Annotated in this window: 21 protein-coding genes; 16 read left to right on the top strand and 5 right to left on the bottom strand. The window is 44.9% G+C overall.

What is annotated here, in order from left to right; genetic code table 11:
• The first annotated feature begins 17 nt into the window (after positions 1-17).
• Both ycfP and AB6E30_RS12470 read left to right on the top strand, forming a co-directional pair.
• The gene (ycfP, locus tag AB6E30_RS12475) at positions 18-557 is read left to right on the top strand and encodes an alpha/beta hydrolase YcfP (RefSeq protein WP_009847155.1); all 540 of its coding nucleotides are present in this window, start codon (positions 18-20) and stop codon (positions 555-557) included.
• Between the two features lie 512 nt (positions 558-1069).
• A complete protein-coding gene (locus AB6E30_RS12470; RefSeq protein WP_050646877.1) occupies positions 1070-2359 on the top strand; it encodes an NAD(P)/FAD-dependent oxidoreductase in 1290 nt (429 codons plus the stop codon).
• Between the two features lie 111 nt (positions 2360-2470).
• On the opposite strand, the gene AB6E30_RS12465 is transcribed toward AB6E30_RS12470, so the two are convergent.
• The 4 genes from AB6E30_RS12465 to AB6E30_RS12450 form a co-directional block, all read right to left on the bottom strand.
• The gene (locus AB6E30_RS12465) at positions 2471-3016 is read right to left on the bottom strand and encodes a GNAT family N-acetyltransferase (protein ID WP_017060225.1); all 546 of its coding nucleotides are present in this window, start codon (positions 3014-3016) and stop codon (positions 2471-2473) included.
• Between the two features lie 137 nt (positions 3017-3153).
• Positions 3154-3921 (bottom strand): peptidoglycan binding protein CsiV, encoded by a 768-nt coding sequence (locus AB6E30_RS12460; RefSeq protein WP_017065298.1) that lies wholly within the window; start codon positions 3919-3921, stop codon positions 3154-3156.
• A 63-nt stretch (positions 3922-3984) separates the two neighbouring features.
• Positions 3985-7446: a transcription-repair coupling factor gene (gene mfd, locus AB6E30_RS12455; protein ID WP_137001568.1), complete on the bottom strand. Its 3462-nt coding sequence runs from the start codon at positions 7444-7446 to the stop codon at positions 3985-3987.
• Positions 7447-7452: 6 nt separating this feature from the next.
• Positions 7453-8022 carry a PilZ domain-containing protein gene (locus AB6E30_RS12450; protein WP_137001567.1) on the bottom strand — a complete coding sequence of 190 codons (570 nt, stop codon included), beginning with the start codon at positions 8020-8022 and terminating at the stop codon, positions 7453-7455.
• A 227-nt stretch (positions 8023-8249) separates the two neighbouring features.
• On the opposite strand from AB6E30_RS12450, the gene lolC reads away from it, so the two are divergent.
• From lolC to lolE, 3 genes are read left to right on the top strand one after another with little or no spacing between them, the layout of a single operon-like run.
• Complete coding sequence (gene lolC, locus AB6E30_RS12445; protein WP_102429154.1) at positions 8250-9458, top strand: lipoprotein-releasing ABC transporter permease subunit LolC; 1209 nt, start codon at positions 8250-8252, stop codon at positions 9456-9458.
• Positions 9451-10143 carry a lipoprotein-releasing ABC transporter ATP-binding protein LolD gene (gene lolD, locus AB6E30_RS12440; RefSeq protein WP_048614550.1) on the top strand — a complete coding sequence of 231 codons (693 nt, stop codon included), beginning with the start codon at positions 9451-9453 and terminating at the stop codon, positions 10141-10143. Before lolC ends, lolD begins: the two co-directional genes overlap by 8 nt.
• Positions 10144-11388 carry a lipoprotein-releasing ABC transporter permease subunit LolE gene (gene lolE / locus AB6E30_RS12435; RefSeq protein ID WP_017060231.1) on the top strand — a complete coding sequence of 415 codons (1245 nt, stop codon included), beginning with the start codon at positions 10144-10146 and terminating at the stop codon, positions 11386-11388.
• Between the two features lie 205 nt (positions 11389-11593).
• On the opposite strand, the gene AB6E30_RS12430 is transcribed toward lolE, so the two are convergent.
• Complete coding sequence (locus AB6E30_RS12430; protein ID WP_017060232.1) at positions 11594-12106, bottom strand: DUF2062 domain-containing protein; 513 nt, start codon at positions 12104-12106, stop codon at positions 11594-11596.
• A gap of 17 nt (positions 12107-12123) precedes the next feature.
• Here AB6E30_RS12430 and AB6E30_RS12425 point away from each other — a divergent pair, with 17 nt between their 5' ends.
• The 11 genes from AB6E30_RS12425 to pyrF all read left to right on the top strand — a co-directional run bounded on the left by AB6E30_RS12425 (position 12124) and on the right by pyrF (position 23727).
• A complete protein-coding gene (locus AB6E30_RS12425) occupies positions 12124-14454 on the top strand; it encodes a DNA internalization-related competence protein ComEC/Rec2 (RefSeq protein ID WP_372103776.1) in 2331 nt (776 codons plus the stop codon).
• 31 nt (positions 14455-14485) lie between these two features.
• Positions 14486-16234 (top strand): lipid A ABC transporter ATP-binding protein/permease MsbA, encoded by a 1749-nt coding sequence (msbA, locus tag AB6E30_RS12420; protein WP_102321278.1) that lies wholly within the window; start codon positions 14486-14488, stop codon positions 16232-16234.
• A gap of 13 nt (positions 16235-16247) precedes the next feature.
• On the top strand, positions 16248-17255 hold the full coding sequence (lpxK, locus tag AB6E30_RS12415; RefSeq protein ID WP_102321280.1) for a tetraacyldisaccharide 4'-kinase: 1008 nt from the start codon (positions 16248-16250) through the stop codon (positions 17253-17255).
• Positions 17236-17415 (top strand): Trm112 family protein, encoded by a 180-nt coding sequence (locus AB6E30_RS12410; protein WP_004736429.1) that lies wholly within the window; start codon positions 17236-17238, stop codon positions 17413-17415. Before lpxK ends, AB6E30_RS12410 begins: the two co-directional genes overlap by 20 nt.
• On the top strand, positions 17415-18161 hold the full coding sequence (gene kdsB / locus AB6E30_RS12405; RefSeq protein ID WP_017060236.1) for a 3-deoxy-manno-octulosonate cytidylyltransferase: 747 nt from the start codon (positions 17415-17417) through the stop codon (positions 18159-18161). The genes AB6E30_RS12410 and kdsB overlap by 1 nt, the downstream gene beginning before the upstream one ends.
• A 292-nt stretch (positions 18162-18453) precedes the next feature.
• A complete protein-coding gene (gene cmk, locus AB6E30_RS12400; protein WP_017060237.1) occupies positions 18454-19134 on the top strand; it encodes a (d)CMP kinase in 681 nt (226 codons plus the stop codon).
• A 106-nt stretch (positions 19135-19240) separates the two neighbouring features.
• Positions 19241-20911 (top strand): 30S ribosomal protein S1, encoded by a 1671-nt coding sequence (rpsA, locus tag AB6E30_RS12395; RefSeq protein ID WP_010439921.1) that lies wholly within the window; start codon positions 19241-19243, stop codon positions 20909-20911.
• A 121-nt stretch (positions 20912-21032) separates the two neighbouring features.
• Positions 21033-21317 carry an integration host factor subunit beta gene (gene ihfB, locus AB6E30_RS12390; protein ID WP_017060238.1) on the top strand — a complete coding sequence of 95 codons (285 nt, stop codon included), beginning with the start codon at positions 21033-21035 and terminating at the stop codon, positions 21315-21317.
• 129 nt (positions 21318-21446) lie between these two features.
• Positions 21447-21719 carry a LapA family protein gene (locus AB6E30_RS12385; protein ID WP_017066774.1) on the top strand — a complete coding sequence of 91 codons (273 nt, stop codon included), beginning with the start codon at positions 21447-21449 and terminating at the stop codon, positions 21717-21719.
• A gap of 12 nt (positions 21720-21731) precedes the next feature.
• A complete protein-coding gene (lapB, locus tag AB6E30_RS12380; protein WP_017060240.1) occupies positions 21732-22907 on the top strand; it encodes a lipopolysaccharide assembly protein LapB in 1176 nt (391 codons plus the stop codon).
• 124 nt (positions 22908-23031) lie between these two features.
• Positions 23032-23727: an orotidine-5'-phosphate decarboxylase gene (gene pyrF, locus AB6E30_RS12375; protein ID WP_017060241.1), complete on the top strand. Its 696-nt coding sequence runs from the start codon at positions 23032-23034 to the stop codon at positions 23725-23727.
• Positions 23728-23836: the final 109 nt, after the last annotated feature.

Genomic DNA, 23836 nt, shown 5'->3' with positions numbered 1-23836 from the left:
TCAACGGGGGAGGTACAATGATTATCTATCTACATGGCTTCGACTCAACAAGCCCGGGCAATCACGAAAAAATACTGCAGTTGCAATTCATTGATGATGACGTTCGTTTCATCAACTACAGTACTTTGCATCCAAAACACGATATGCAGCATCTGCTAAAAGAAGTGCATAAGGTGATAGAGCAATCCGATGATCCGCATCCCATTATTTGTGGTGTAGGTTTAGGTGGTTTTTGGTCTGAGCGTATTGGTTTCTTATGTGGGATTAAGCAGGTGGTGTTCAACCCTAATCTGCACCCTGAGAACAACATGGTAGGTCGAATTGACCGTCCAGAAGAGTACGAAGACATCGCAACTAAATGTGTTGCTCAGTACCGTATGAAAAACAAAGGACGCTGTTTAGTGGTGCTTTCTCGTGAAGATGAAATTCACGACAATACCAAAACAGCTGCCGCGCTAGAAGATTACTATGATGTAATCTGGGATGAGAAAGAGAGTCATAAATTCAAAAAGATCTCTCAACATCTTCAAGCAATGAAAGCGTTCAAAAACGCTTAATCAATCCAGATGTTTTATAAAAGCAGTGCTCAATGAGTGCTGCTTTTTCACATCTGAATCTTAGAGATTGGTATTGATAAAGTAGTTGTATATGTTTTATCGGTCGGTTTGTGCATTTATAGATCAGTTTGCGCAAACGTTAACTAATTAGTCGCGAATCCTCATTGAGGGTAAGGATTTTTTTGTTGCGGTCATCTTTTTGCTATATATAATGTTCCCAAGCAAAATATTTTGACAAATATCAAAAAAAATTGAGAGCGAGTGAAAAAACTTGCCCATAATTTGTGTTCTGCCTCTCAGGTAGTCACCTTTTTTATCCACGTGAGCAAAGCAACAAACCATTATTTGTTGTTTGTAACCCCTCTAACTACTCGGTGAGCTGTCGTTATTCTTTTTCGCGGTAACCCAATTTGTAACAGCCTTCGCATTCAAGGCCGAGTAGATACATAGAATTTATCGGTTGGAGTAATCGAGCCGAACCCCATTTATTCATTTTGTAGAGGATTGTCATTGTGACAAAAATTATCGTAGTAGGCGGCGGTGCTGGTGGTTTAGAACTAGCAACTAAGCTAGGCCGCACTTTAGGTCGTAAGAAACGTGCCCATATTACTCTGGTAGACCGTAAAGCAAGCCACCTATGGAAACCATTACTTCATGAAGTAGCAACGGGCTCACTGGATGAAGGTGTTGATGCATTAAGCTACCGTGCGCACGCAAAAAACCATTACTTCGATTTCCAAATGGGCAGCCTGAACGACATCGATCGTGAGCGTAAAGTGATTGCACTAAGCGAGCTTACAGACGAGCACGGTGAACTGTTGATGCCAAGCCGTGAACTTGAATACGATATTCTAGTGATGGCGCTAGGCTCAACGTCAAACGACTTCAACACTCCAGGCGTTCGTGACAACTGTATTTTCCTTGATAGCCCAGAGCAAGCACACCGTTTCCGGACAGAAATGAACAATCAGTTCTTAAAGCTTCACGCTAAGAACGGTCAAGGCACGGTAGACATCGCGATTGTTGGTGCTGGTGCAACTGGTGTAGAGCTTTCTGCAGAGCTACACAACGCCGTTAAAGAACTTCGTACTTACGGCTTCGGCGACCTAGATTCAAGCAAGCTGAACGTAAACCTAGTTGAAGCGGGTGAGCGTATTCTTCCAGCTCTACCTCCTCGTATTTCAAGTGCAGCACACTCTGAGCTAACCAAGCTTGGTGTGAACGTTCGTACGAATACGATGGTGACTCAGGCGGATTCTGACGGCCTAACAACCAAAGATGGTGACAAGATCCCAGCTCAAATCATGGTATGGGCAGCAGGTATCAAAGCACCAGATTTCATGAAAGATATCGGTGGTCTTGAAACCAACCGTATCAACCAGTTGGTTGTGAAGAACACGCTGCAAACAACACTGGATGACAACATCTTTGCAATCGGTGACTTGGCGCAATGTACACAAGCAGACGGTTCATTCGTTCCGCCACGTGCACAAGCGGCTCACCAAATGGCAAGCTGTGCATTCAGCAACATCATTGCTAAGTTGAACGGTCGTGACCTGAAAGACTACATCTACAAAGACAAAGGCTCGCTAGTTTCACTTAGCCGTTTCTCTACGGTAGGTAGTTTGATGGGTAACCTGACGAAAGGCTCGATGATGGTCGAAGGTCGTATTGCTCGTGTGGTTTACATCTCTTTGTACCGCATGCACCAGATGGCGCTTCACGGCTTAATCAAAACATCACTGATGATGCTGGTTGGTCGTATTAACCGTGTACTTCGTCCAAACCTAAAGCTTCACTAATCAGGTAAGCCTTCTCAGAGCATTACGCTGATAATAAAAAAGAGCTCTTCGGAGCTCTTTTTTGATCGTGTCGATTATGGATTATCGCAGGTGTTGAACTCATTTCTGCTGTTAAGACGTTGGAGGTAGCACAGAATAAACCACGCCATCTTTCGGCTTACCGTTAAACAGAAATCGATTCTGGGCAATGGTTTCTCGCTCAGCGCCACACTTCTCGATCAACTTTTGGCTGGGTAGGTTCTCGGTATCGCAGACAATCTCCAAACGCGTTAACTTGAGTTGCGCGAAACAAAATTCAAATAGGGCGAACATCGCTTCTTTGGCGATCCCTCTCCTTTGAAAGTCATCACCGACCCAATAACCTAAACTCGCCATATTAAAGGTGTGGTAAAGCTCATTAATGGCAACCATACCGACTAACTTATCGCTTTTTCGTTCAAAGATGCCAAAGCCAAACGCATCGGCTTTCACCCAGTTCAGGCGAGTTGCCAGAATAAATTTCTCGGCCTCGACGATAGAAAACTCTTTATGACACCAGTCGACCCATGGCAGCAAGCTAGGGGAGGACTTAACCAGCTGAGAAAATTCTTGAGCATCTGAGGCCTCAATGATTTTAAGGCTAAGATTTTGTGTGTTGATCTGAAATTCAGGGCTCATAGAGCGTACCAAGTAACGTGTAAGTACTGAGCAAAGAGAGTCAGTACAGAATAAAGATAGATAGCACTTAATAAAACGCCCTCACTAGGAGGGCGGATTGAATTATTTATATAATTATAGCCGAATCGGCAAGTAATTTACTGCGCTACACGTCTAACTTGAATCACCATTCCAAGAAGTGGGTGGTCAAGGTAATGAGTTTCTGTACTGCGCATACGACGTTTTTGGTCCATGCGGTAGCTCTTAAGGAACTCTTGGACTTCAACCGTCGGAGAAATTTCAGTTAGATTGCCCACCTGGACGTTGCTTTCTGCGCCACTTACTGGTGAATCTAGCTCAATTTGTTGCTCTTGTAGAGTCACTTCACGAACGCTTGGCGCTTTTAAATCTAATGTCGTTTCAGCGTATAGGTAGTGCTGAACGTAGATTTGCAGCTTGCCGTCTAATTCGTAGAGTGGCTTATCAATGGTCTCTTCTTGGAACCCATCAGCGCTGCCTGCAGTGATTGCGCCTTTTTCAGAGCCATCAGCATTAAACTGTTTAGAGAAATCTTTACCTGCTTGAATATGGAAAACAGGTGCCGAGCTCTTACCTTGGTCGCCTTGACGCCAAGCGGTATGCATCAGAACTTCAAAGCCAGCGTGTTTACGTAGCTTGTCTTTCTGAGGCGTTAACTTGTATTCCGAGTAAGGTAGCATTTGAACGCCTTTCTTTGCTCTGTATTGGGTATCTTGAAATGAACCAACGCGTTCAAGTGAAATCTTAGGCTGTGTATTTGGCCAAGATTCGTTCACCTTCTCTGCATCAACAGCGCGCTTAAAAATGATCACTTCTATATCAAATTGTCTCTGCGCCAAACTTGGCAGTGAGACGAACAATAGTAGCAGTGGGATCAGTCTTTTCATTTTTACTCCGTCTTCCAGTCGAACTACCGGCTGGATAATTTATATGTGCAAGTGGATTGGGTCTTATGCTGAAGGCAGCAAGTTTTGTCTGAATTCGCCCAATAAATCACTAACAAATTGAATTCGTTTCCGTCTGTCGACCAATGGTATCGTAAACTTGAACTTTGTTGGTCCTTCCATTGAAAACTTTTGCGGTTGAGATTGCAACAGTTTAACAAGGTAGGTCGGGTTTATGTCAGCATCCGGGTAGAATTCTAAGAATCCACCCTTATCGTGGGCTTCAATTTTCTTCGCTTTGATAGACGCTGCGGCTAATTTTAGCTCAGAAACTGATAACAAGTTCTTGGTTGCATCAGGCAGAAGGCCGAAGCGATCAATCAGCTCGACTTTCAACTCTGCCAATTCGTCGGAGTCACTCACACTCGCAATACGCTTATAGGTAGACAAACGTGTATTGATGTCTGGGATGTAGTCATCTGGTAATAGTGCTGGCAAACGCATCTCAATTTCAGTTTGTTCACGCAGTAGGTCATCAAGCGATGGCTCTCGACCTTCCTTCAATGCTTCAACCGCTTGTTCAAGCATCTCCATGTACAAGGTGAAACCAACTGACTGGATTTGACCACTCTGTTCATCACCTAACAGCTCACCCGCACCACGAATCTCTAAATCGTGAGTTGCTAAGGTAAAGCCTGCGCCCAAGTCTTCGAGCGAAGCAATCGCATCCAATCGCTTGATCGCATCTTTGGTCATTGCTTTAGGGTGTGGCGTTAACAAGTAAGCATAAGCTTGGTGGTGCGAACGACCTACACGACCACGTAATTGGTGCAGCTGTGCTAAACCAAGGTTATCGGCTCTGTCCATCAAGATGGTATTTGCCGTTGGTACGTCGATACCGGTTTCAATGATGGTTGTACACACCAGTAAGTTGAAGCGCTGGTGGTAGAAGTCATTCATGATGCGTTCCAGTTCGCGCTCTCGCATCTGGCCATGAGCTACAGTCACGCGCGCCTCTGGAATCAGCTTTTGCAATGACTCTGCTGTTTTCTCAATCGTGTCGACTTGGTTGTGTAGGAAGTAAACCTGGCCACCACGCATGATTTCACGCAGCACCGCTTCTCTGACGATGGCATCATCACTCTCGCGAACGAAGGTTTTAATTGCCAAGCGTCGTGCGGGTGGTGTAGCGATGATCGAAAGGTCACGCATGCCACTCATTGCCATGTTCAGCGTTCGCGGGATCGGTGTCGCAGTAAGCGTTAGAATATCGACATCCGCACGCATCGCTTTCACTTTCTCTTTCTGACGCACACCAAATCGGTGTTCTTCATCGACAACCAGCAAGCCAAGGTCTTTAAACTTAATATCACTCGAAAGTAGCTTGTGAGTACCCACTAAGATATCGACCTTACCGTCGGCGACATCTTGCATGATCAACTTCTGCTCTTTAGCTGATTTGAATCGGGATAGAACCTCAACACGAATCGGCAAGTTGGCGAAACGGTCACGGAAGTTTTCGAAGTGTTGCTGAGCAAGTAGAGTAGTAGGAACTAAAACCGCTACTTGTTTGCTGTTGTCGGTACAAACGAATGCTGCACGCATCGCGACTTCGGTTTTACCAAAGCCAACATCACCACACACCAAACGGTCCATGGCTTTGGCTTGGCACATATCAGACATAACGGCATTGATGGCCATCGCTTGGTCATCGGTCTCTTCAAACGGAAAGCCAGATTTGAAAGTCGCGTATTGGCCACGGTCGAGTACAAACTTGTAGCCAGGTTTTAGCTCACGCTTAGCGTAAACATCAAGTAGCTCTGCTGCAACGTCACGTACTTTCTCCGCGGCGCGTTTACGAGCTTTTTGCCATGCTTCGCCACCGAGTTTATGCAGAGGTGCTGAATCTTCAGCGCCACCCGAGTAACGCCCGATTAAGTTCAAAGATGCTACTGGCACGTAGAGCTTGGCATCGTTTTGATACTCAAGCGTTACATATTCGGTTTTCATGCCACCGGCTTCGAGTGTTTGCAAGCCAATGTAGCGACCAATACCGTGGTCAATGTGAACAACAGGTTGACCCGGTTTAAGTTCGGCTAAGTGACGAATGACAGTGTCGCTGTTAACACTTTTTTTGTCTTTCTTACGGCGCTGAACAACGCGATCACCCAACAGGTCGCTTTCACAGATAAGGGCGATGTTTTGCTCTTCATGGATAAAACCGTGTTCAGCAGAGCCAAGGATGAGGCTGAACTTGTCTTTGCCTTTAATTGAGGCATCGAGGTTTTCAACTTCGCTTGGTCGTACTTTAATACCACGAAGCAGTTCACTCAGCGCTTCACGACGACCTTCTGATTCAACCGAAAATACTACTTTGCCGTCGAAGGCTTCTGTGAACTTTCTTAGGTTAGCTAAAGGTTCTTTATTTTGATGCTGAACGCTGAGGTCAGGTAATGACACGACAGGCAAGTTGGTGCGGCCTGCTTTCTCTTCAATCGAATCTAGACTCAGGTTAACTTGTGGCTTCTGTTTGAAGTGAGCGAACAGCTCGTCTTTCTTCAACCACAGTTGTTCAGGCGTGAGAAGTGGCCGTAATGGGTCAACACCGCGCTGTTCGTATCGGTGAGCGACATCAGTAAGGAACGAATCAACCGCGGTTTCTACGTCACCCAGAACCAAGAGTTGCGCTTCATCGGCAACATAGTCAAACAGTGTTTCTGTGTGATCGAAGAATAGAGGCTGCCAGTACTCAATACCCGCAGGCCATGTGCCTTTAGATACCTGCATGTAAACTGACTCTGGTTCACGGCGGGCATCAAACTGTTGGCGCCAGCGAATACGGAAGTCTTCAATCGCCGTTTCCGAGGTTGGGAATTCGTGCGCTGGTAACAGGCGGATCTCAGAGATGTCTTCAATAGAACGCTGGTTTTCAGGATCGAAAGTACGAATAGTGTCGATTTCGTCATCGAAAAAATCGATTCGATACGGGTCTTTACTGCCCATTGGGAACAGATCGAGAATAGAGCCACGGCTTGCGTATTCACCGGGGCCAAACACTTGGTCAACGTAACGATAGCCTGACTTTTCAAGCTGTAGACGCAGTTTCTCTAAAGAGTAGAGATCGCCCGTTTTCACCATTAACGTGTGTTGTAGCAAAAAGTCACGCGGTGACTGGCGTTGCAATAACGTGCTGATCGGAACGATCGTGATGCCATCTTTTAGTGTTGGCAGTGCGTAAAGGCGTGCGATACGATCTGAGATGATCTCTTGGTGCGGCGAGAAGCTATCGTATGGCAGCGTTTCCCAGTCAGGGAATAATGCGACTTCATGTGCCGTAAACTGTTCAATTTCAGATTGAAGCTTAAGCGCCACTTGTGGGTCGGGTACAGCCAAGACGGTATGGCTGTTGTGTTGCTCTGCGAGTTTGGCAATGGCAAGAGCGAGAGACGAACCGACTAGGTTACCGATGTGCTTTTTGTCACCGGCACCTTTAAGTTTAGGTAGTGTAAATATGGATTTTTTGGTCATGTTAATTTACTTGTTATCTCGGTCTAGAGAGCGTTGACGCAAGAGTTTCTGTTGTTGATAAAGTGCCGCTTTAATTAGCAGGTCTTGGTCGGTATCGCGAAGATGAGCGTATTTAAATTTGATTTCGAAACCTGAGTCTTTCGCCTCGCTAGCAAATACTGCTGCGTAGCAATAAATGGCTGCAGCTGGGTGCTCTAGAAAAAGTTTGGCTTTTACTAAGCGACCCGGCTCGATGTCTGCTTTTGAAAAGCAGGAAAACTGACTCGCACCAAATGAATAGGTGTGAGTGCGAAATTTCTCATCATCTTGCTGCGATAACATAAAGCTCAACAAGAGGTTTAATTTTGAGTTTTGTGCATCCAATAAACTGGTGACATTCTTCAAGTCGCTGTTTTTCAGTTCCGCTCGAGCGCTGTCAGCTAACAGATCCAATTGGCTAAATTCACTTGCCACCACAAATGGTGCTGGGATCTCAGATTCGAATTGAATTTGAGAAGGTAAAGTGAAGCCGCTGTCCATTGGTTCAATATTAGCGGTAAGGCTATGGTGAACGGTGAAAAACTCTTGTTCTGTCATGCGTTAGTTCCTTGAAGTGATCTATTGATTATCGCTATGTGGCCGCAGTAATCAAGGTCAGTTAATTGAAAGTCTCAAATAGTTGTTTGAAATTTGGCTATTTGACAAGGTTCTGTTTTTCAAGCCTAACTAATTGAGTTAATTCACTCTATATTTTCAATTAACCCCTACACAGTAACAGCAATACCCGTTACATTAACCCGCATCCCCTTTAGATGGTTCAAAGTATGTTTCATCCTATTTCGTTGTTTGTTGGCCTACGCTATTTGAAAGGCCGTTCAGGTGATCGCTTTAGCCGTTTTGTTTCTTATATGTCGACGGCAGGTATCACCATTGGTGTGCTGTCTTTGGTTACTGTTTTATCGGTAATGAATGGATTCGAAGCGCAGTTAAAAGACCGAATTCTTGGTGTTCTTCCTCAAGCGGTGGTTTATGAGCAAGGTGGCACTACCTCTCTTTCTGCCCAAGCGCCTAATTTTGCAGAGCAAATCTCGCTTAATGGTCACGTTGAACCGATTGTCCGCAGTGAGGCAGTGATTCAGAGTCCGGCTCAATTATCTGCGGGTTTGTTAATTGGCATTGAACCCAATTCAGATGACCCTCTTCAGAACCACTTGATTGCGGGCAGATTGTCTTCACTTAAAGCGGGTCAATATCAGTTGTTCCTCGGTCATACTTTGGCGAGAAATTTGAAGGTATCTATGGGTGACAAAGTTCGCTTGATGGTGACCAGCGCTAGCCAATACACCCCATTAGGTCGTATTCCAAGCCAACGAAATTTCACCGTTGCCGGTATTTTCAATACAGGTTCTGATATCGACGCTCAACTGATGGTGACAGACATCCAAGACGCTGGGCGTTTGATGCGTTATAAATCAGACACTATTTCAGGCTGGCGACTATTTTTTGAAGACCCGTTTGAAGTCGCAGAGTTATCAACTCAGCCATTACCGGAAGGTTGGTTGTGGAGCGACTGGCGAGACCAACGAGGTGAGCTATTCCAAGCCGTTCGTATGGAAAAAAACATGATGGGTTTAATGCTTGGGCTTATCATCGGTGTTGCTGCTTTCAATATTATCTCAGCACTTATCATGGTGGTGATGGAGAAGCAGTCTGAAGTCGCGATTCTTAAGACCCAAGGCATGACTGATGGTCAAGTCATGGGGATCTTCATGGTTCAAGGCGCAAGTAGTGGCGTGATTGGTGCGCTCTCTGGTGGTGTGTTAGGCGTTGCTCTAGCGATGAACCTTAATACTATTTTAGAGGCGATGGGCGTTGCTCTATTCTCCTTTGGTGGACAGTTGCCAATTCTGATTAACCCAATTCAAATCGCTGTTGTTGTGGTTTTGGCTATTGCACTTAGCCTGATTGCCACTGTATTCCCTTCTTATCGTGCATCGTCTGTGAAACCTGCTGAGGCCCTTCGTTATGAGTAATTTTCTTCAATGTAATGATATCCGTAAAACGTACCGTGAAGGCTCGTTAGATACTGAGGTGCTCAAGGGAGTCAGCTTTGAAATCGAAAAGGGTGAGCTAGTAGCAATCATCGGTACCTCTGGCTCGGGCAAAAGTACCTTACTGCATATCTTAGGCGCATTAGACGATGCTTCTGCGGGCAGTGTGAGTTTTCTTGGTCAAGATTTAGCATCTTTGAGTTCGAATAAGCAGGCGAAGCTTCGCAACCAGCATCTTGGCTTTGTGTATCAGTTCCATCATCTTCTATCTGACTTTTCAGCTTTAGAAAACGTGGCGATGCCGTTATTGATTGGCGGCGAAAAGCCCGCTAAAGCAAAGCAAGAAGCACAACGTTTGTTGGACAAAGTTGGATTGAGTCACCGCGTGGACCACCGACCTTCAGAGCTTTCTGGTGGCGAGAGGCAACGTGTGGCGATTGCTCGTGCATTGGTGAATAAGCCTGCGCTAGTGTTGGCGGATGAACCAACCGGTAACCTTGACCATAACACCGCACTGTCTATTTACGACTTAATGCGTGAACTGAACCGTGAATACGATACTGCCTTTTTGGTCGTGACTCACGATGGTGAACTTGCCGGTAAGATGGATCGCCAACTTCACATGCAAGATGGTTTACTGGTCAACGTAGAAAAAGAGGAGAGCTAAGTGTTTTCCTCTTTATCTCTATTGATAGGCGGCCGATTTAGCCGTGCGAAACAACGAGACAAGATGGTGTCGTTCATCTCATTGTCTTCGACCATTGGTATTGCGGTTGGTGTCGCGGTGATCATTATCGGCTTATCTGCGATGAATGGCTTTGAGCGAGAGCTTCAATCACGAGTACTTTCTGTCATTCCTCATGGTGAATTTGAAGGCGTGAATGAGCCTGTGACTCGTTGGGAGCACGTGATTGAGGAGTCGGTTAAGCACGATAAAGTCGTTGCTGCTGCGCCTTATGTAAAAATTACAGCGCTTGCTGAAAAGGGCAAAGAACTCAAAGCAATTGAAGTTCGCGGCGTTGACCCACAACTTGAGCAACAAGTATCGAGCCTGTCGAGTTTTATCGATAAGCAAGCTTGGAGTGAGTTTAAAGCAGGGCAACAACAAATCATCTTAGGTTCTGGTGTAGCGAATGTGCTGGGTGCGAAAGTCGGTGATTATCTGACTTTGATGATTCCAGCGGTAAACGGTTCTGTGAAGGTTCAGGCGCCAAAGCGTGTTCGAGTGAAAGTGGTTGGCTTGCTGACGCTTAATGGTCAGATAGATCACAGTTTGGCGCTAATCCCGATTGGTGATGCTCAGGTCTACGCAAACTTAGGTGAGGCGGTAACTGGGGTTTCTTTGAAAGTGACCGATGTGCTGAACGCGAACTCTATTGTGCGTGAAGTGGGCAATCAGCTTGATGTGTATGTGTATCTACGAAGCTGGCAGCAGAAGTTTGGTTTCTTGTATCGAGATATCCAACTCGTTCGTACCATCATGTATCTGGTGATGGTACTGGTTATTGGTGTGGCTTGTTTCAATATTGTCTCGACGCTAATGATGGCAGTAAAAGACAGAGCATCAGAGATCGCGATTTTAAGAACCATGGGTGCATCAGACGGCCTTGTGAAGCGCATCTTTGTTTGGCAGGGCGTATTCTCAGGCGTGTTAGGCAGTTTAGTGGGCAGTGCAATAGGTGTGCTAGTCGCTCTTAATCTCACGACACTAATCAAAGGACTTGAAAAGTTGGTCGATCACCAGTTCTTGTCCGGTGATATCTATTTTGTCGACTTCTTGCCATCACAACTTGATATGACGGATGTTGTTGTGGTTTCCGGCACTGCGATTGTGCTGAGTTTACTGGCGACATGGTACCCAGCATCACGCGCGGCGAAGTTGAATCCAGCCTCAGTGCTGAGTTCTAAATAGCATTCGCCTAAATAACAGGCCGTCAGTTTTCAGTCGATACAAGAAAGGATCCCAGTGGGATCCTTTTTTATTGAATTCAATTCGTGTTCTTTACGACTTTCGTTACATGCCAATCTTGCAGAGGTAAGTAGCTCATCCGATTTTAACTTGTGTACGTTTTAAGTGAAGCGCATACAAGGTTAGATTGAATAACAAGAAATGGCGTTCAGTGCCTTGCTTGTCGCTTCTTCCAACTTCTTACTACTGAGTAGCGCCATAAACCGCGAATACCAAAGTAGCCAATCATTGCTGAAACCACGCCACAAATCAGACAACCCAATAAGAACGGAGGCCCTATAGTGCTCATTTGCGCCAAGATGAAGTCCCAAGACAATTCGAAATGGAAGGCTTGCGGTGGCACATGCATAACAAACGCCCCGACTTTATAAGCAAAGTAGAAGAGAACAGGCATGGTAACCGGGTTACTGATCCAAACAAGTGCGACAGCTAAAGGCAGGTTAACGCCACATGCGACAGCAAGGCCTGCAGACATAATCATTTGACTTGGTAGAGGGACAAACGCCATGAATAACCCAACAGCAAACGCGCCAGCCGCAGAGCGACGATTAAGGCACCATAAGTTGGGGTTGTACAAAACATTGCCAAAAACTTTCAATGCTTTCTGACGCTTGATTAGATCATGGTCAGGCATAAATCGTTTGATAAACTTTCTTGGCATAGGAGGAAGCTACTCTCTTGTTTAACACTTGGTTCTTGATTTCATTTGCTGCGACAGTTGTGTCTGCCAGCTTCTGGCCTGTGATGCCACATTGGGTTTGGGCACCATTGATGCTGTTGTTACTGCTAGCACCAACAAAGTATAGCGTTTTCCGGAGTGCAAGAGGTCCAGTAACAGCATTGATACTAGTTATCTGCCTAGGGAATGCGATTGAAATACAAACGAGTCGCTTATTCCAATCAGGGCAGAATACTACCATAAATGCGTCGGTTGTTAGCCTTTTTAGTGAAAATAGCCACGGTTTTGAAAGCGTAATAGTAGTCAGATCAATTGGCGGCGAAAAATTAATCTTTCCTCAATTGATAAAATTGCGTTTGTTTACTCCTTTCAAGCTAACGCTTGGAGATGATGTCTATTTATCGGCCTCAATAAAGCCGATATGGGGCAAACTCAACGAAGCCGGCTTTGACCGAGAAAAGTACTTCTTTAGTGCTGGCGTGGTTGCCAATGCAACTTACAGAGCAGATACCAAGTACCGAATTCATTCTAGCACCAACTTACGCGCCCAATGGTTTGAAGCCAGCCTTGAAAGGTTAAGTCTGCTGGCAAATCAAGATCTCATTATCGCTTTGAGTTTTGGATATCGAGACCTTATTCCGCCTCAGCGGTGGGATATGCTTAAAAGCAGTGGCCTGATTCACTTGATGGCTATTTCGGGGCTGCATATTGGGATTGCCTTTGGTATCGGCTATCAGATTGGCAAGATATTAAGGTTACTTTCCCCTTCATTTCTTTGGTTACCTACAATATTCGGGCTCGGCTTGGCGTATTTCTATAGTTGGTTTGCTGGATTCACGCTGCCAACTTTGAGAGCTTTGGTGATGTGCGTTATCGCGAGTTATTTCTTGTGGCGTGGGCAAAATATCAGTTTGCTTCGGTATGTTACTTTAAGTGTGTGCGTGGTTCTGCTGATTTGGCCGTTTTCAGCTTTGTCGAGCAGTTTTTGGTTGTCCTTTGGTGCATTGGGCGCTGTTTTCTATATCGCCTGTAATACTCAGCGCTCAGCTTCAAGCTTTACATTTATCGACTACGCACTCCAACTTATTAAGCTTCAACTGATGCTGACATTCCTTATCGCGCCTTCCTCGATGTTGTTTTTCAAAGGAGTCAGTTTAGTCTCTGTTTTCTACAACTTGTTCCTTTTGCCTTGGGTATCGATGGTGACGATCCCGCTGTTGTTTCTGGCAATGTTTCTAAGCTTAATATCGGAGTCAGTGTCTGGCGTGGTTGGTATAACAGCGCTAGACAATGATTTGGTCAGTCAGCTGTGGAAGTTAGTCGACTTATCGCTTGAGCCTCTCGTATTTAGTCTTCCTTTCTCTGAGCGATTTTGGATCCAAGTCGATAATCAGACGATTGCATTATCAGTATTCCTTATCTTGTTTTTGAGCTTTGTTAGTCGGTATTTCAAGCGAACATTATCGATATTGGTAACTGCAGTGTTTGTGCTGTGGTGGGAGTTCAGCAAACCCCAGCAAGACAAACTAACTATTGATATCTTGGATGTTGGGCATGGGTTGTCTTTGGTCTTGGAAAAGAACAATCAGATTGTTGTTTATGATCTTGGCAATGCGTGGCCAGGAGGCTCGGTTGTTGAGTCTTTGTTGATTCCTACTTTGAATCAGCGGGGGATTTATGAATTAGAAGGCGTGATTGTGAGTCATTTCGATTCTGACCATGCTGGTGGTTATCCGGCATTACTTGAGAACTATACGCCAAAGTGGATAAGAACCAGTCAGAACATTATTCAAGAACGCCAATCTATCACTCAAGCCCCGTCTAATATTCAAACATGTACTATTGGAGAGGTTTGGAACTGGCAAGATGTTGTTTTTGAGGTGTTGTGGCCGCCTAAGCAAGTAAAGAGGGCGTATAACCCACATTCGTGTGTGGTCAAGATCTCAGATCATAGTGCTGATTTCTCAATGTTGCTCACTGGTGATATTGAACTGGTAAGTGAGTGGTTACTTGCTCGTGAAGGAGAACAGCTAAGGAGTGATGTTATGTTGGTTCCGCATCATGGCAGCGATTCGTCATCGATTAAGTCGTTTATTGAGGCGGTGTCTCCTCAGCTGGCGATAGCTTCTCTTGCCAAAGGCAACCAGTGGGGAATGCCGAGTGAGTTTGTTATTGAACGTTATCAGGAAGCGGGGAGTACTTGGCTAGATACTGGAGAAAGCGGACAAATAACCATCACTCTTAGCAAAGAAGGTTGGCAATATCATGCGATTAGAGAACAACAAGGCGGGCAGTGGTATAGGCAGATGCTCCGTAAGGGAGTAGAATAGATAGATTATTGTGAGAAAATTAAGCGATTCTATGTCAACACAAACAGATGAAACTACCTGGGTCACATTTAAAAGACTTTGGACTTATATTCGTTTATATAAGGCCGGCCTAGGTGTTGCGGTAATTGCGCTTATTATAAATGCCGTTTCTGATACCTATATGATTTCCTTACTAAAGCCGTTACTTGATGAAGGCTTTGGTAATGCTGAATCTGACTTTTTACGTACACTTCCACTTATTATCTTTGCCATGATGTTCGTTCGTGGCGTCAGTGGCTTTGTTTCAACCTATTGCTTGAGTTGGGTCTCTGGCAATGTGGTGATGGAAATTCGTCGTAAGATTTTCAGCCATTTCATGCACATGCCTGTTTCTTTCTTCGATAAAGAACAGACAGGCGCATTGCTATCTCGAATTACTTACGATTCAGAGCAAGTGTCTGCAGCAACCAGTAAAGCGTTAGTCAGTATTGTCCGTGAAGGTGCAAGTATTATTGGCTTGTTGACGCTGATGTTCTGGAATAGTTGGCAGTTATCTTTGGTGTTATTTGCTGTAGCGCCTTTGGTTGCTTGGGCGATCAGTATCGTATCGAAGCGATTCAGAAAGATCTCTAAGAACATGCAAACTAGCATGGGTCACGTTGCTTCTTCAGCTGAACAAATGCTGAAAGGGCATAAAGTGGTTCTAACTTACGGTGGTCAAGATCTAGAAAAACACCGCTTTGATAAAGTTAGTAACCAAATGCGCCAACAAAGCATGAAGTTAATCACTGCTCAAGCGGCCGCTAACCCGATTATTCAAATGATCGCATCAGTTGCGATTGTTGTTGTTCTATTCCTTGCTAGTGTCGATTCTATTAAAGCCGAGCTTACTCCTGGTACGTTTACCGTTGTCTTCTCTGCAATGTTTGGTCTATTACGTCCGCTAAAGGCGTTAACTAACGTAACGTCTGAATTCCAACGTGGTATGGCTGCGAGTACGACTCTATTTGGCTTGATGGATCTAGATACCGAGCAAAACAAAGGAACGTTGAAACCTGAAACTGTAACGGGTGAAGTTGCAGTAAAAGATGTCACGTTTACTTATGACGGTGCAGAAAAACCAGCACTTGATAAGGTCAGCTTTAATATACCGAAAGGTAAAACGGTTGCGCTTGTTGGGCGATCGGGTTCGGGTAAGAGTACCATTGCCAACCTATTTACTCGTTTTTATGACGTAGACTCTGGTTCAATTGAGCTTGATGGCCACGACATTCGTGATTACGAATTGAGAAATCTGCGTGAGCACTTTGCGCTCGTTTCTCAAAATGTACATCTGTTTAACGATACGGTGGCTAACAACATCGCTTACGCAGCAGAAGAACAGTATTCACGTGAACAGATCGAATACGCGGCTAAGCTTGCTCATGCAAGTGAGTTTATCGATGGTATGGAAAATGGCATTGATACGGTTGTGGGCGAGAATGGCGCGAGTCTATCTGGTGGTCAAAGACAGCGTATTGCGATTGCACGAGCGCTATTGAGAGATGCACCGGTTTTGATTCTTGATGAGGCAACGTCTGCACTGGATACAGAGTCAGAGAGAGCTATTCAATCTGCACTAGAAGAACTGCAGAAAGACAAAACAGTATTAGTTATCGCACACAGACTCTCTACCATCGAGCAAGCTGATGAAATTCTAGTGGTTGATGATGGACATATTGTAGAAAGGGGCGCACATGCTGAGCTAATCGCGCATGATGGTGCTTATGCACAATTACACCGAATTCAGTTCAGCGGATAAATTAGGTCTTGTTGTGATCGAAAAGATTTGGTTTAACAATCACCCGTTGAAATATCTTCTCTGGCCGCTTTTGTGGCCACTGAGTCTGCTGTTCAAAATGATCAGTAGTCGGCGTCGTGACGCTTATCTCTCAGGGAATAAAGAGACCTACCGCCCGCCTTTACCTGTTATTGTTGTGGGCAATATTACTGCTGGTGGAAATGGTAAAACACCGGTTGTGATTTGGTTAGTTGAGATGCTTCAGGCTCACGGCTTTAAACCCGGAGTCGTATCTCGTGGCTACGGTGCAAAAGCACCAAGCTATCCGTTGGTGTTGGATGAAAATACCCCAGCTGAGCATTCGGGTGATGAACCTCGCTTGATTCGTAAGCGAACTGGTGCGCCAGTCGCAGTCGACCCTGTGCGAGCTAACGCAGTGAAAGCATTGCTGAGCAAAGGCGTTGATGTGATTATCACTGACGATGGCCTTCAGCATTACGCGCTTGAACGCGACATTGAATTTGCAGTTATCGACGGCGCAAGACGCTTTGGTAGTGAGAGTTTGATTCCTTTAGGTCCATTACGAGAGCCGGTTTCTCGTTTAGATGAAGTCGACTTTTTGGTAAACAATGGCGGTAAAGCGCACGGTCGAGAGTTCTCGATGTCTTTGCTTCCAAGCCAAGCAGTTAACCTAAAGACTGGTCAGAAAAGGTCTGTGGCAAAATTACACAAGCTGGTGGCTTTTGCCGGTATTGGCCACCCACCGCGCTTTTTTAAAACATTGGAAGATCTTGATGGTGATGTGGTTTTCACACAGGGCTTCGCCGACCATCAAGATTTTGATAAAGATGAACTTCATGCCTTAGCTAATAAAGGTATGAATCTGATTATGACAGAAAAAGACGCTGTAAAATGCGAAGAATATGCGCAAGATAACTGGTGGTATCTTCCAGTTTCTGCGCAGTTTGATGAAGATTCGCAACAGCAAATTTTAAAAAGAATAAAAGAGGTTATGGAATACTATGGATCACCGTCTACTTGAGATCGTTGCTTGCCCTGTATGTAAAGGTAAACTAACTTTTGACAAGGATAAGCAAGAGCTTGTTTGTAAAATTGATCGCCTTGCTTACCCAATTAAAGAGGGTATTCCTGTTCTTTTAGAACCTGAAGCTCGCACCGTTTCTATGGATGAGGGTAAGTAATGTCTTATACGGTTGTTATACCTGCAAGATACCAATCGAGCCGTTTACCAGGGAAGCCACTTGCTGACATTGGTGGAAAGCCGATGATTCAATGGGTATACGAACAGTCAATGAAAGCGGGTGCCGATAACGTTATTATCGCTACCGACGACGCTCGAGTTGAAAAAGCGGCTAAAGCATTTGGCGCGACCGTTTGTATGACATCACCGAATCACGAATCGGGCACTGAACGCCTAGCTGAAGTGATTGAAGTTATGAATATTCCTGATGATCATATTATCGTGAATGTTCAAGGTGATGAGCCACTTATCCCACCTTCAATCATTAATCAGGTTGCCAACAATCTTGCTAACAGTACAGCCCCGATGGCAACGTTAGGTGTGGAAATTACTCATGCTGATGAAGTGTTTAACCCTAATGCCGTTAAAGTTGTAACCGATAAAGACGGTTACGCCTTGTATTTTAGCCGAGCAACCATCCCTTGGGATCGCGATGCTTACGCGAACAACGGTACTGCAGCGGAATCTCCTTTGCTTCGTCATATTGGTATCTATGCTTACCGAGCGGGTTTTATCAATACCTACATTAATTGGGAACCAAGCACTCTTGAACGTATTGAGTGCCTAGAGCAATTACGAGTACTTTGGTACGGTGAAAAAATCCACGTAGACGTTGCGGCGGAAGCACCGGCTGCTGGTGTTGATACGCCTGAAGACCTAGAAGCGGTTCGAGCTATTATTGGCTAAGCTTCTTTGAGCGAGCTCTTCTTTGCTCTACAAAATGAAAAATCATGAGCCTTGCTTATTGCGAGGCTTTTTTCTATCTACCGAAAAGTGCGCTATCGAAAAGCGCGTGTGTGTCTTATTGACCTAAGCAAACGGATATTGGGATAGTTGCATTGGTTTATGCATCATCAACTCGGAATTATCTGAGATTTACCTCGCTCGACTTCCAATTTTTCTCTATAATATGCCGCCTATAAAGTAGTGGCGAATCGCTAGTACAGAATAAAACTTACGACAAAACGTGGAGTAAAAGATGCCTTCTCAAAGCCCAGTGATTACGGTTGATGGACCAAGTGGTGCAGGTAAAGGTACCCTGTGTATGTTGCTAGCAGATAAGCTAGGCTTTCATCTTCTAGACTCAGGCGCGATCTATCGCGTATTGGCTTTAGCGGCAATTCACCATGGTGTGGATACTGAATCAGAGGATGCTTTAGTACCGCTTGCTACACACTTAGACGTGCAGTTTATTGCTGAAGGCGACTTAGTTAAGGTTATCCTAGAAGGTGAAGATGTGTCTGGTGAACTTCGTAAAGAAGAGACAGGCATGGCGGCTTCAAAAGTTGCTGCTTTACCTCGCGTTCGCGAAGCACTGCTTCGTCGTCAACGTGCATTCAGCGCTGCGCCTGGTTTGGTTGCAGATGGTCGTGACATGGGAACGGTTGTGTTTCCTGAAGCTGAAGCGAAAATATTTTTAGATGCAAGTGCTGAAGAGCGTGCGAGTCGCCGCCTTAAACAGTTGCAACAGAAGGGGTTAGATGTTAAATTTGACGACCTTTTGAGCGAGATCCAAGAGCGAGACGACCGAGATCGTAATCGCCCAGTGGCGCCACTTCGCCCTGCAGAGGATGCTCTAGTGCTTGATTCCACCTCAATGAATATTGAGCAGGTAGTAGAAAAAGCACTACACTATATTGAATCGAAACTGGCTGGGTAATTTCGCCGAGCTAGTACGAACGTTGGTCGCAAGGATGATGACCGGCGAATTTATCAACCCCATGCGGTAGGATACCCATGGACGTTTAATTATTGAAGATTAAATAATGACTGAATCTTTTGCTCAACTCTTTGAAGAGTTTCTATCTGAAACTGAATTCCAACAAGGCAGCATCGTTAAAGGTACTGTAGTAGCTATCGAGAACGGTTTCGTTCTTGTAGACGCTGGTCTTAAGTCTGAATCTGCTATCCCTGCTGAACAATTCAAGAACGCTGCTGGCGAACTTGAAGTTGAAGTTGGTGCTGAAGTAGACGTAGCTCTAGACGCTGTTGAAGATGGTTTCGGTGAAACTCAACTTTCTCGTGAGAAAGCTAAGCGTCACGAAGCTTGGATCGTACTTGAGAAAGCTTGCGAAGAAGCTGAAACTGTTGTTGGTATCATCAACGGTAAAGTTAAAGGCGGTTTCACTGTTGAACTTAACGGTATCCGTGCTTTCCTTCCTGGTTCTCTAGTAGACGTACGTCCTATCCGTGACACTGCTCACCTAGAAAACAAAGAGCTAGAGTTCAAAGTAATCAAGCTAGACCAGAAGCGTAACAACGTTGTTGTTTCTCGTCGTGCTGTTATCGAATCTGAAAACAGTGTTGAGCGTGACGAACTTCTTGAAACTCTACAAGAAGGTACTGAAGTTAAAGGTATCGTTAAGAACCTTACTGACTACGGTGCATTCGTTGACCTTGGCGGTGTTGACGGTCTTCTACATATCACAGATATGGCTTGGAAGCGCGTTAAGCACCCATCAGAGATCGTTAACGTTGGTGACGAAATCCTAGTTAAAGTTCTTAAGTTCGATCGTGAGCGCACTCGTGTTTCACTAGGTCTTAAGCAACTAGGCGAAGATCCATGGGTAGCAATCGCTAAGCGTTACCCAGAAGGTCACAAGCTTTCTGGTCGTGTTACAAACCTAACTGACTACGGCTGCTTCGTTGAAATCGAAGAAGGCGTTGAAGGTCTAGTACACGTTTCTGAAATGGATTGGACTAACAAGAACATCCACCCTTCTAAAGTTGTTAATGTTGGCGACGAAGTTGAGGTTATGGTTCTTGATATCGACGAAGAACGTCGTCGTATCTCTCTAGGTCTGAAACAGTGTAAAGCTAACCCATGGCAGTCATTTGCAGAAATGCAAGCTAAGGGCGACAAAGTTACTGGTAAGATCAAGTCTATCACTGACTTTGGTATCTTCATCGGTCTAGAAGGCGGTATCGACGGTCTTGTACACCTATCTGACATTTCTTGGAACGCTGCCGGCGAAGAAGCTGTACGTGAATACAAGAAAGGCGACGAAATCTCTGCTGTTGTTCTAGCAGTAGATGCAGAGCGTGAGCGTATTTCTCTTGGCGTTAAGCAAATGGAAAACGACCCGTTCAACGCATACGTTGCTGACAACAAGAAAGGTGTTCTTGTAAACGGTACTGTTACTGCAGTTGACGCGAAAGGCGCTACTATCGAGCTAATCGAAGGCGTTGAAGGTTACATCCGCGCTTCTGAAGTTTCTCGCGACCGTATCGAAGATGCATCTCTAATCCTAAGCGTTGGCGACAGCGTTGAAGCGAAGTTCACTGGTGTAGACCGTAAGAACCGCGTAATCAACCTATCTATCAAAGCTAAAGATGAAGCTGATGAGCAAGAAGCAATGGCTTCACTGAACAAGTCTGAAGAAGGCGCGTTCGGTAACGCAATGGCAGACGCATTCAAAGCTGCTAAAGGCGAATAATAGCTTCTCATTAAGAGAATTATAGCTATCTAGCCAAGAAAGGAGCCGTAAGGCTCCTTTTTTTTTGCTTATTTTTCCGATAGGTCTATAATTTCTAAAAAGAAAACCAACGAGGGTAACTATGACTAAGTCTGAATTGATTGAGAGACTGTGCGCTGAGCAAACGCATCTTTCTGCAAAAGAAATTGAAGACGCTGTAAAAGACATTTTAGAGCATATGGCTTCAACACTAGAAAGTGGTGATCGAATCGAAATTCGCGGTTTTGGCAGCTTTTCTCTGCATTATCGTGAGCCTCGTGTTGGACGTAACCCAAAGACTGGTGACAAGGTTGAGTTAGAAGGTAAATACGTTCCTCACTTCAAACCAGGTAAAGAGCTGCGTGAACGAGTAAACTCAGGAATGTAGCCTACTTATCGGAATTAAGAAAAGCGGCATACTATAATGTATGCCGCTTTTTTATGACCATAATATGGTGGTCTGATTAGTAATTTTCCTGCATAATCGTACAGCTAACCAACCAATGAGTGATGAACTATGAAAATTATAAAAATAGTCGCCGTTATCGCACTTTTCCTAATTGCACTGGCTTTAGGCTCTCAAAACCAAACAACTGTGAATTTCAACTATCTGCTAGCGCAAGGTGACTTCCACCTATCAAGTTTATTAGGTGTTGTATTCGTTTCAGGCTTCGCCCTTGCTTGGTTAGTCTTTGGTAATATGCACATGCGGTCTCAGCTAAAAATTCATCGCTTGAAGAAGCAACTCAATAAGCAATCAAAGCAGGTCGCTGCTGATACTAAAGCTTAAAGGCTATATTTGATGTTAGAGTTACTGTTCTTACTTTTGCCCATCGCAGCCGCTTATGGTTGGTATATGGGTAATCGTAACGCTCAGCAAGAAAAACAAAAGCAATCACACCAGATCTCCCGTCAATACGTGACGGGTTTGAACCTATTACTGTCAGATCAATCTGACAAAGCGGTTGATCACTTTATTGAACTGCTTCAAGTAGACAATGAAACCATCGATACTCACTTGGCTTTGGGCAACTTGTTCCGCTCAAGAGGCGAAGTCGACCGCGCTATTCGTATTCACCAAAATCTCATCTCTCGTTCGGGGCTTACCCTCGATCAGAAAAATCTCGCACTGCAACAATTAGCTAAAGACTACATGGTCTCTGGCTTCCTTGATCGCGCTGAAAAAATCTTTGAACAACTTGTAGAAGAACCTGACCATAAAGAGGGCGCTTTACAGCAGTTGGTGGCTATTTATCAGCAGACCCGTGAGTGGAACAAGGCTATCCATTACGGAAATATCTTAGTTAAGCTCGGCAAGAAAAAAATGAAGATGCGTGCCACAGTCGCGCATTTCTGGTGTGAGCTTGCAATGCAAGAACAAGCCGATGGTAATCGTTCTAAAGCGCTTCAGCATTTTAAGAAGGCGCTTTCTGAAGACCCTAAATGTGTTCGCGCAAGTATCGCACTAGGGAAGTTCCACTTAGCGAACGAAGATTACCAAAAGACAATTGATTGTCTTGAATCGGTACTTGAACAAGATATCGATTTTATCAGTGAGGTGTTGCCAACCCTTGCTGAGTGTTACCACAAGCTTGGACAAGAAGCTCAATTGGTCGAGTTCCTCAAAGCGTGTATTCAGAAGAAAGCCGGTGTATCTGCCGAACTGATGCTGGCGCAATTGGTTGCTCACCATGAAGATGTAGGCTCTGCTCAAGAGTTACTGACAAAGCAGCTTGTTAAAAATCCAACCATGAAAGGTTTTTATCGATTAATCGATTACCACCTAGCGGAAGCAGAAGAAGGCCGAGCAAAAGACAGCTTAACCACACTTCAATCTATGGTTGGTGAACAGCTTAAGGTTAAGCCTCATTACCGTTGTCGTCAGTGTGGTTTCTCGACACACTCTTTGTATTGGCACTGCCCTTCATGTAAAGGGTGGGGGACGATCAAGCCTATTCGTGGGCTTGATGGTGAATAGATTTGTGGTCACTTTAAGACCAAATTATTAATTGCAGCTTTCGGGCTGCATTTTTATGACTGTTATTTATCACCTGCTTAGGTGATTAGAAATTTTTAGAAAGTTAACTGCGTTAGGAGATGAAATGAACGACCAAAAAATCATTGTAGCCTTGGATTATGATAATCAAGCGGATGCGTTAGCCTTTGTCGATCGAATTGACCCAGCATCTTGCCGCCTAAAAGTGGGCAAAGAGATGTTTACCCTGTTTGGCCCTGAATTTGTTCGTGAATTACATAAGCGTGGTTTCTCAGTATTTTTAGACCTTAAATTCCACGACATCCCGAACACATGTTCAAAAGCAGTCCGTGCTGCCGCTGAACTGGGTGTTTGGATGGTGAACGTACACGCAAGTGGCGGTGAGCGTATGATGACGGCTTCTCGCGAAATCTTAGAACCTTATGGCAAAGATCGTCCACTGTTAATCGGTGTAACGGTACTCACCAGTATGGAGCAATCTGACTTAGCGGGTATCGGTCTGGATCTTGAACCACAACAACACGTGATGCGCTTGGCTTCTCTAACGAAAAACTCTGGCTTAGACGGTGTTGTATGTTCTGCACAAGAGGCTTCTTTGCTTAAAGGTGCACTTGGTCAAGAGTTCAAGCTAGTTACTCCAGGTATTCGTCCTGTCGGCGCAGATGTTGGTGACCAGAAGCGCATCATGACGCCTTCTAAAGCGATTGAATCAGGTTCAGACTACCTTGTTATTGGTCGTCCGATTACGCAAGCGATAGACCCTGCTGCTGTACTTGCAGAGATCAACGGTACGCTTGCTTAAGTCTATATTTGGATTGAGATATAAATAAAGAAGGCCAGCAAATTGCTGGCCTTAATTTTTGTGCGCCGAGCATGGCGTTGATCTAGGAGGTGAAAGTCCTCTACGGGCT

It is taken from the genome of Vibrio sp. 10N.247.311.12 (genome assembly GCF_041467515.1).
In the GTDB taxonomy this organism is placed as follows: domain Bacteria; phylum Pseudomonadota; class Gammaproteobacteria; order Enterobacterales; family Vibrionaceae; genus Vibrio; species Vibrio crassostreae_C.
This window is presented reverse-complemented; position numbering and strand designations above follow the sequence as displayed.

Bases quoted from the DNA above. Each gene is read 5' to 3' on its own strand.
- ycfP (WP_009847155.1), top strand. From the start codon at position 18: ATGATTATCTATCTACATGGCTTCGACTCAACAAGCCCGGGCAATCAC.
- AB6E30_RS12465 (WP_017060225.1), bottom strand. From the start codon at position 3,016: ATGAGCCCTGAATTTCAGATCAACACACAAAATCTTAGCCTTAAAATC.
- AB6E30_RS12460 (WP_017065298.1), bottom strand. From the start codon at position 3,921: ATGAAAAGACTGATCCCACTGCTACTATTGTTCGTCTCACTGCCAAGT.
- mfd (WP_137001568.1), bottom strand. From the start codon at position 7,446: ATGACCAAAAAATCCATATTTACACTACCTAAACTTAAAGGTGCCGGT.
- AB6E30_RS12450 (WP_137001567.1), bottom strand. From the start codon at position 8,022: ATGACAGAACAAGAGTTTTTCACCGTTCACCATAGCCTTACCGCTAAT.
- lolC (WP_102429154.1), top strand. From the start codon at position 8,250: ATGTTTCATCCTATTTCGTTGTTTGTTGGCCTACGCTATTTGAAAGGC.
- lolD (WP_048614550.1), top strand. From the start codon at position 9,451: ATGAGTAATTTTCTTCAATGTAATGATATCCGTAAAACGTACCGTGAA.
- AB6E30_RS12430 (WP_017060232.1), bottom strand. From the start codon at position 12,106: ATGCCAAGAAAGTTTATCAAACGATTTATGCCTGACCATGATCTAATC.
- msbA (WP_102321278.1), top strand. From the start codon at position 14,486: ATGTCAACACAAACAGATGAAACTACCTGGGTCACATTTAAAAGACTT.
- AB6E30_RS12410 (WP_004736429.1), top strand. From the start codon at position 17,236: ATGGATCACCGTCTACTTGAGATCGTTGCTTGCCCTGTATGTAAAGGT.
- kdsB (WP_017060236.1), top strand. From the start codon at position 17,415: ATGTCTTATACGGTTGTTATACCTGCAAGATACCAATCGAGCCGTTTA.
- cmk (WP_017060237.1), top strand. From the start codon at position 18,454: ATGCCTTCTCAAAGCCCAGTGATTACGGTTGATGGACCAAGTGGTGCA.
- rpsA (WP_010439921.1), top strand. From the start codon at position 19,241: ATGACTGAATCTTTTGCTCAACTCTTTGAAGAGTTTCTATCTGAAACT.
- ihfB (WP_017060238.1), top strand. From the start codon at position 21,033: ATGACTAAGTCTGAATTGATTGAGAGACTGTGCGCTGAGCAAACGCAT.
- AB6E30_RS12385 (WP_017066774.1), top strand. From the start codon at position 21,447: ATGAAAATTATAAAAATAGTCGCCGTTATCGCACTTTTCCTAATTGCA.
- lapB (WP_017060240.1), top strand. From the start codon at position 21,732: ATGTTAGAGTTACTGTTCTTACTTTTGCCCATCGCAGCCGCTTATGGT.
- pyrF (WP_017060241.1), top strand. From the start codon at position 23,032: ATGAACGACCAAAAAATCATTGTAGCCTTGGATTATGATAATCAAGCG.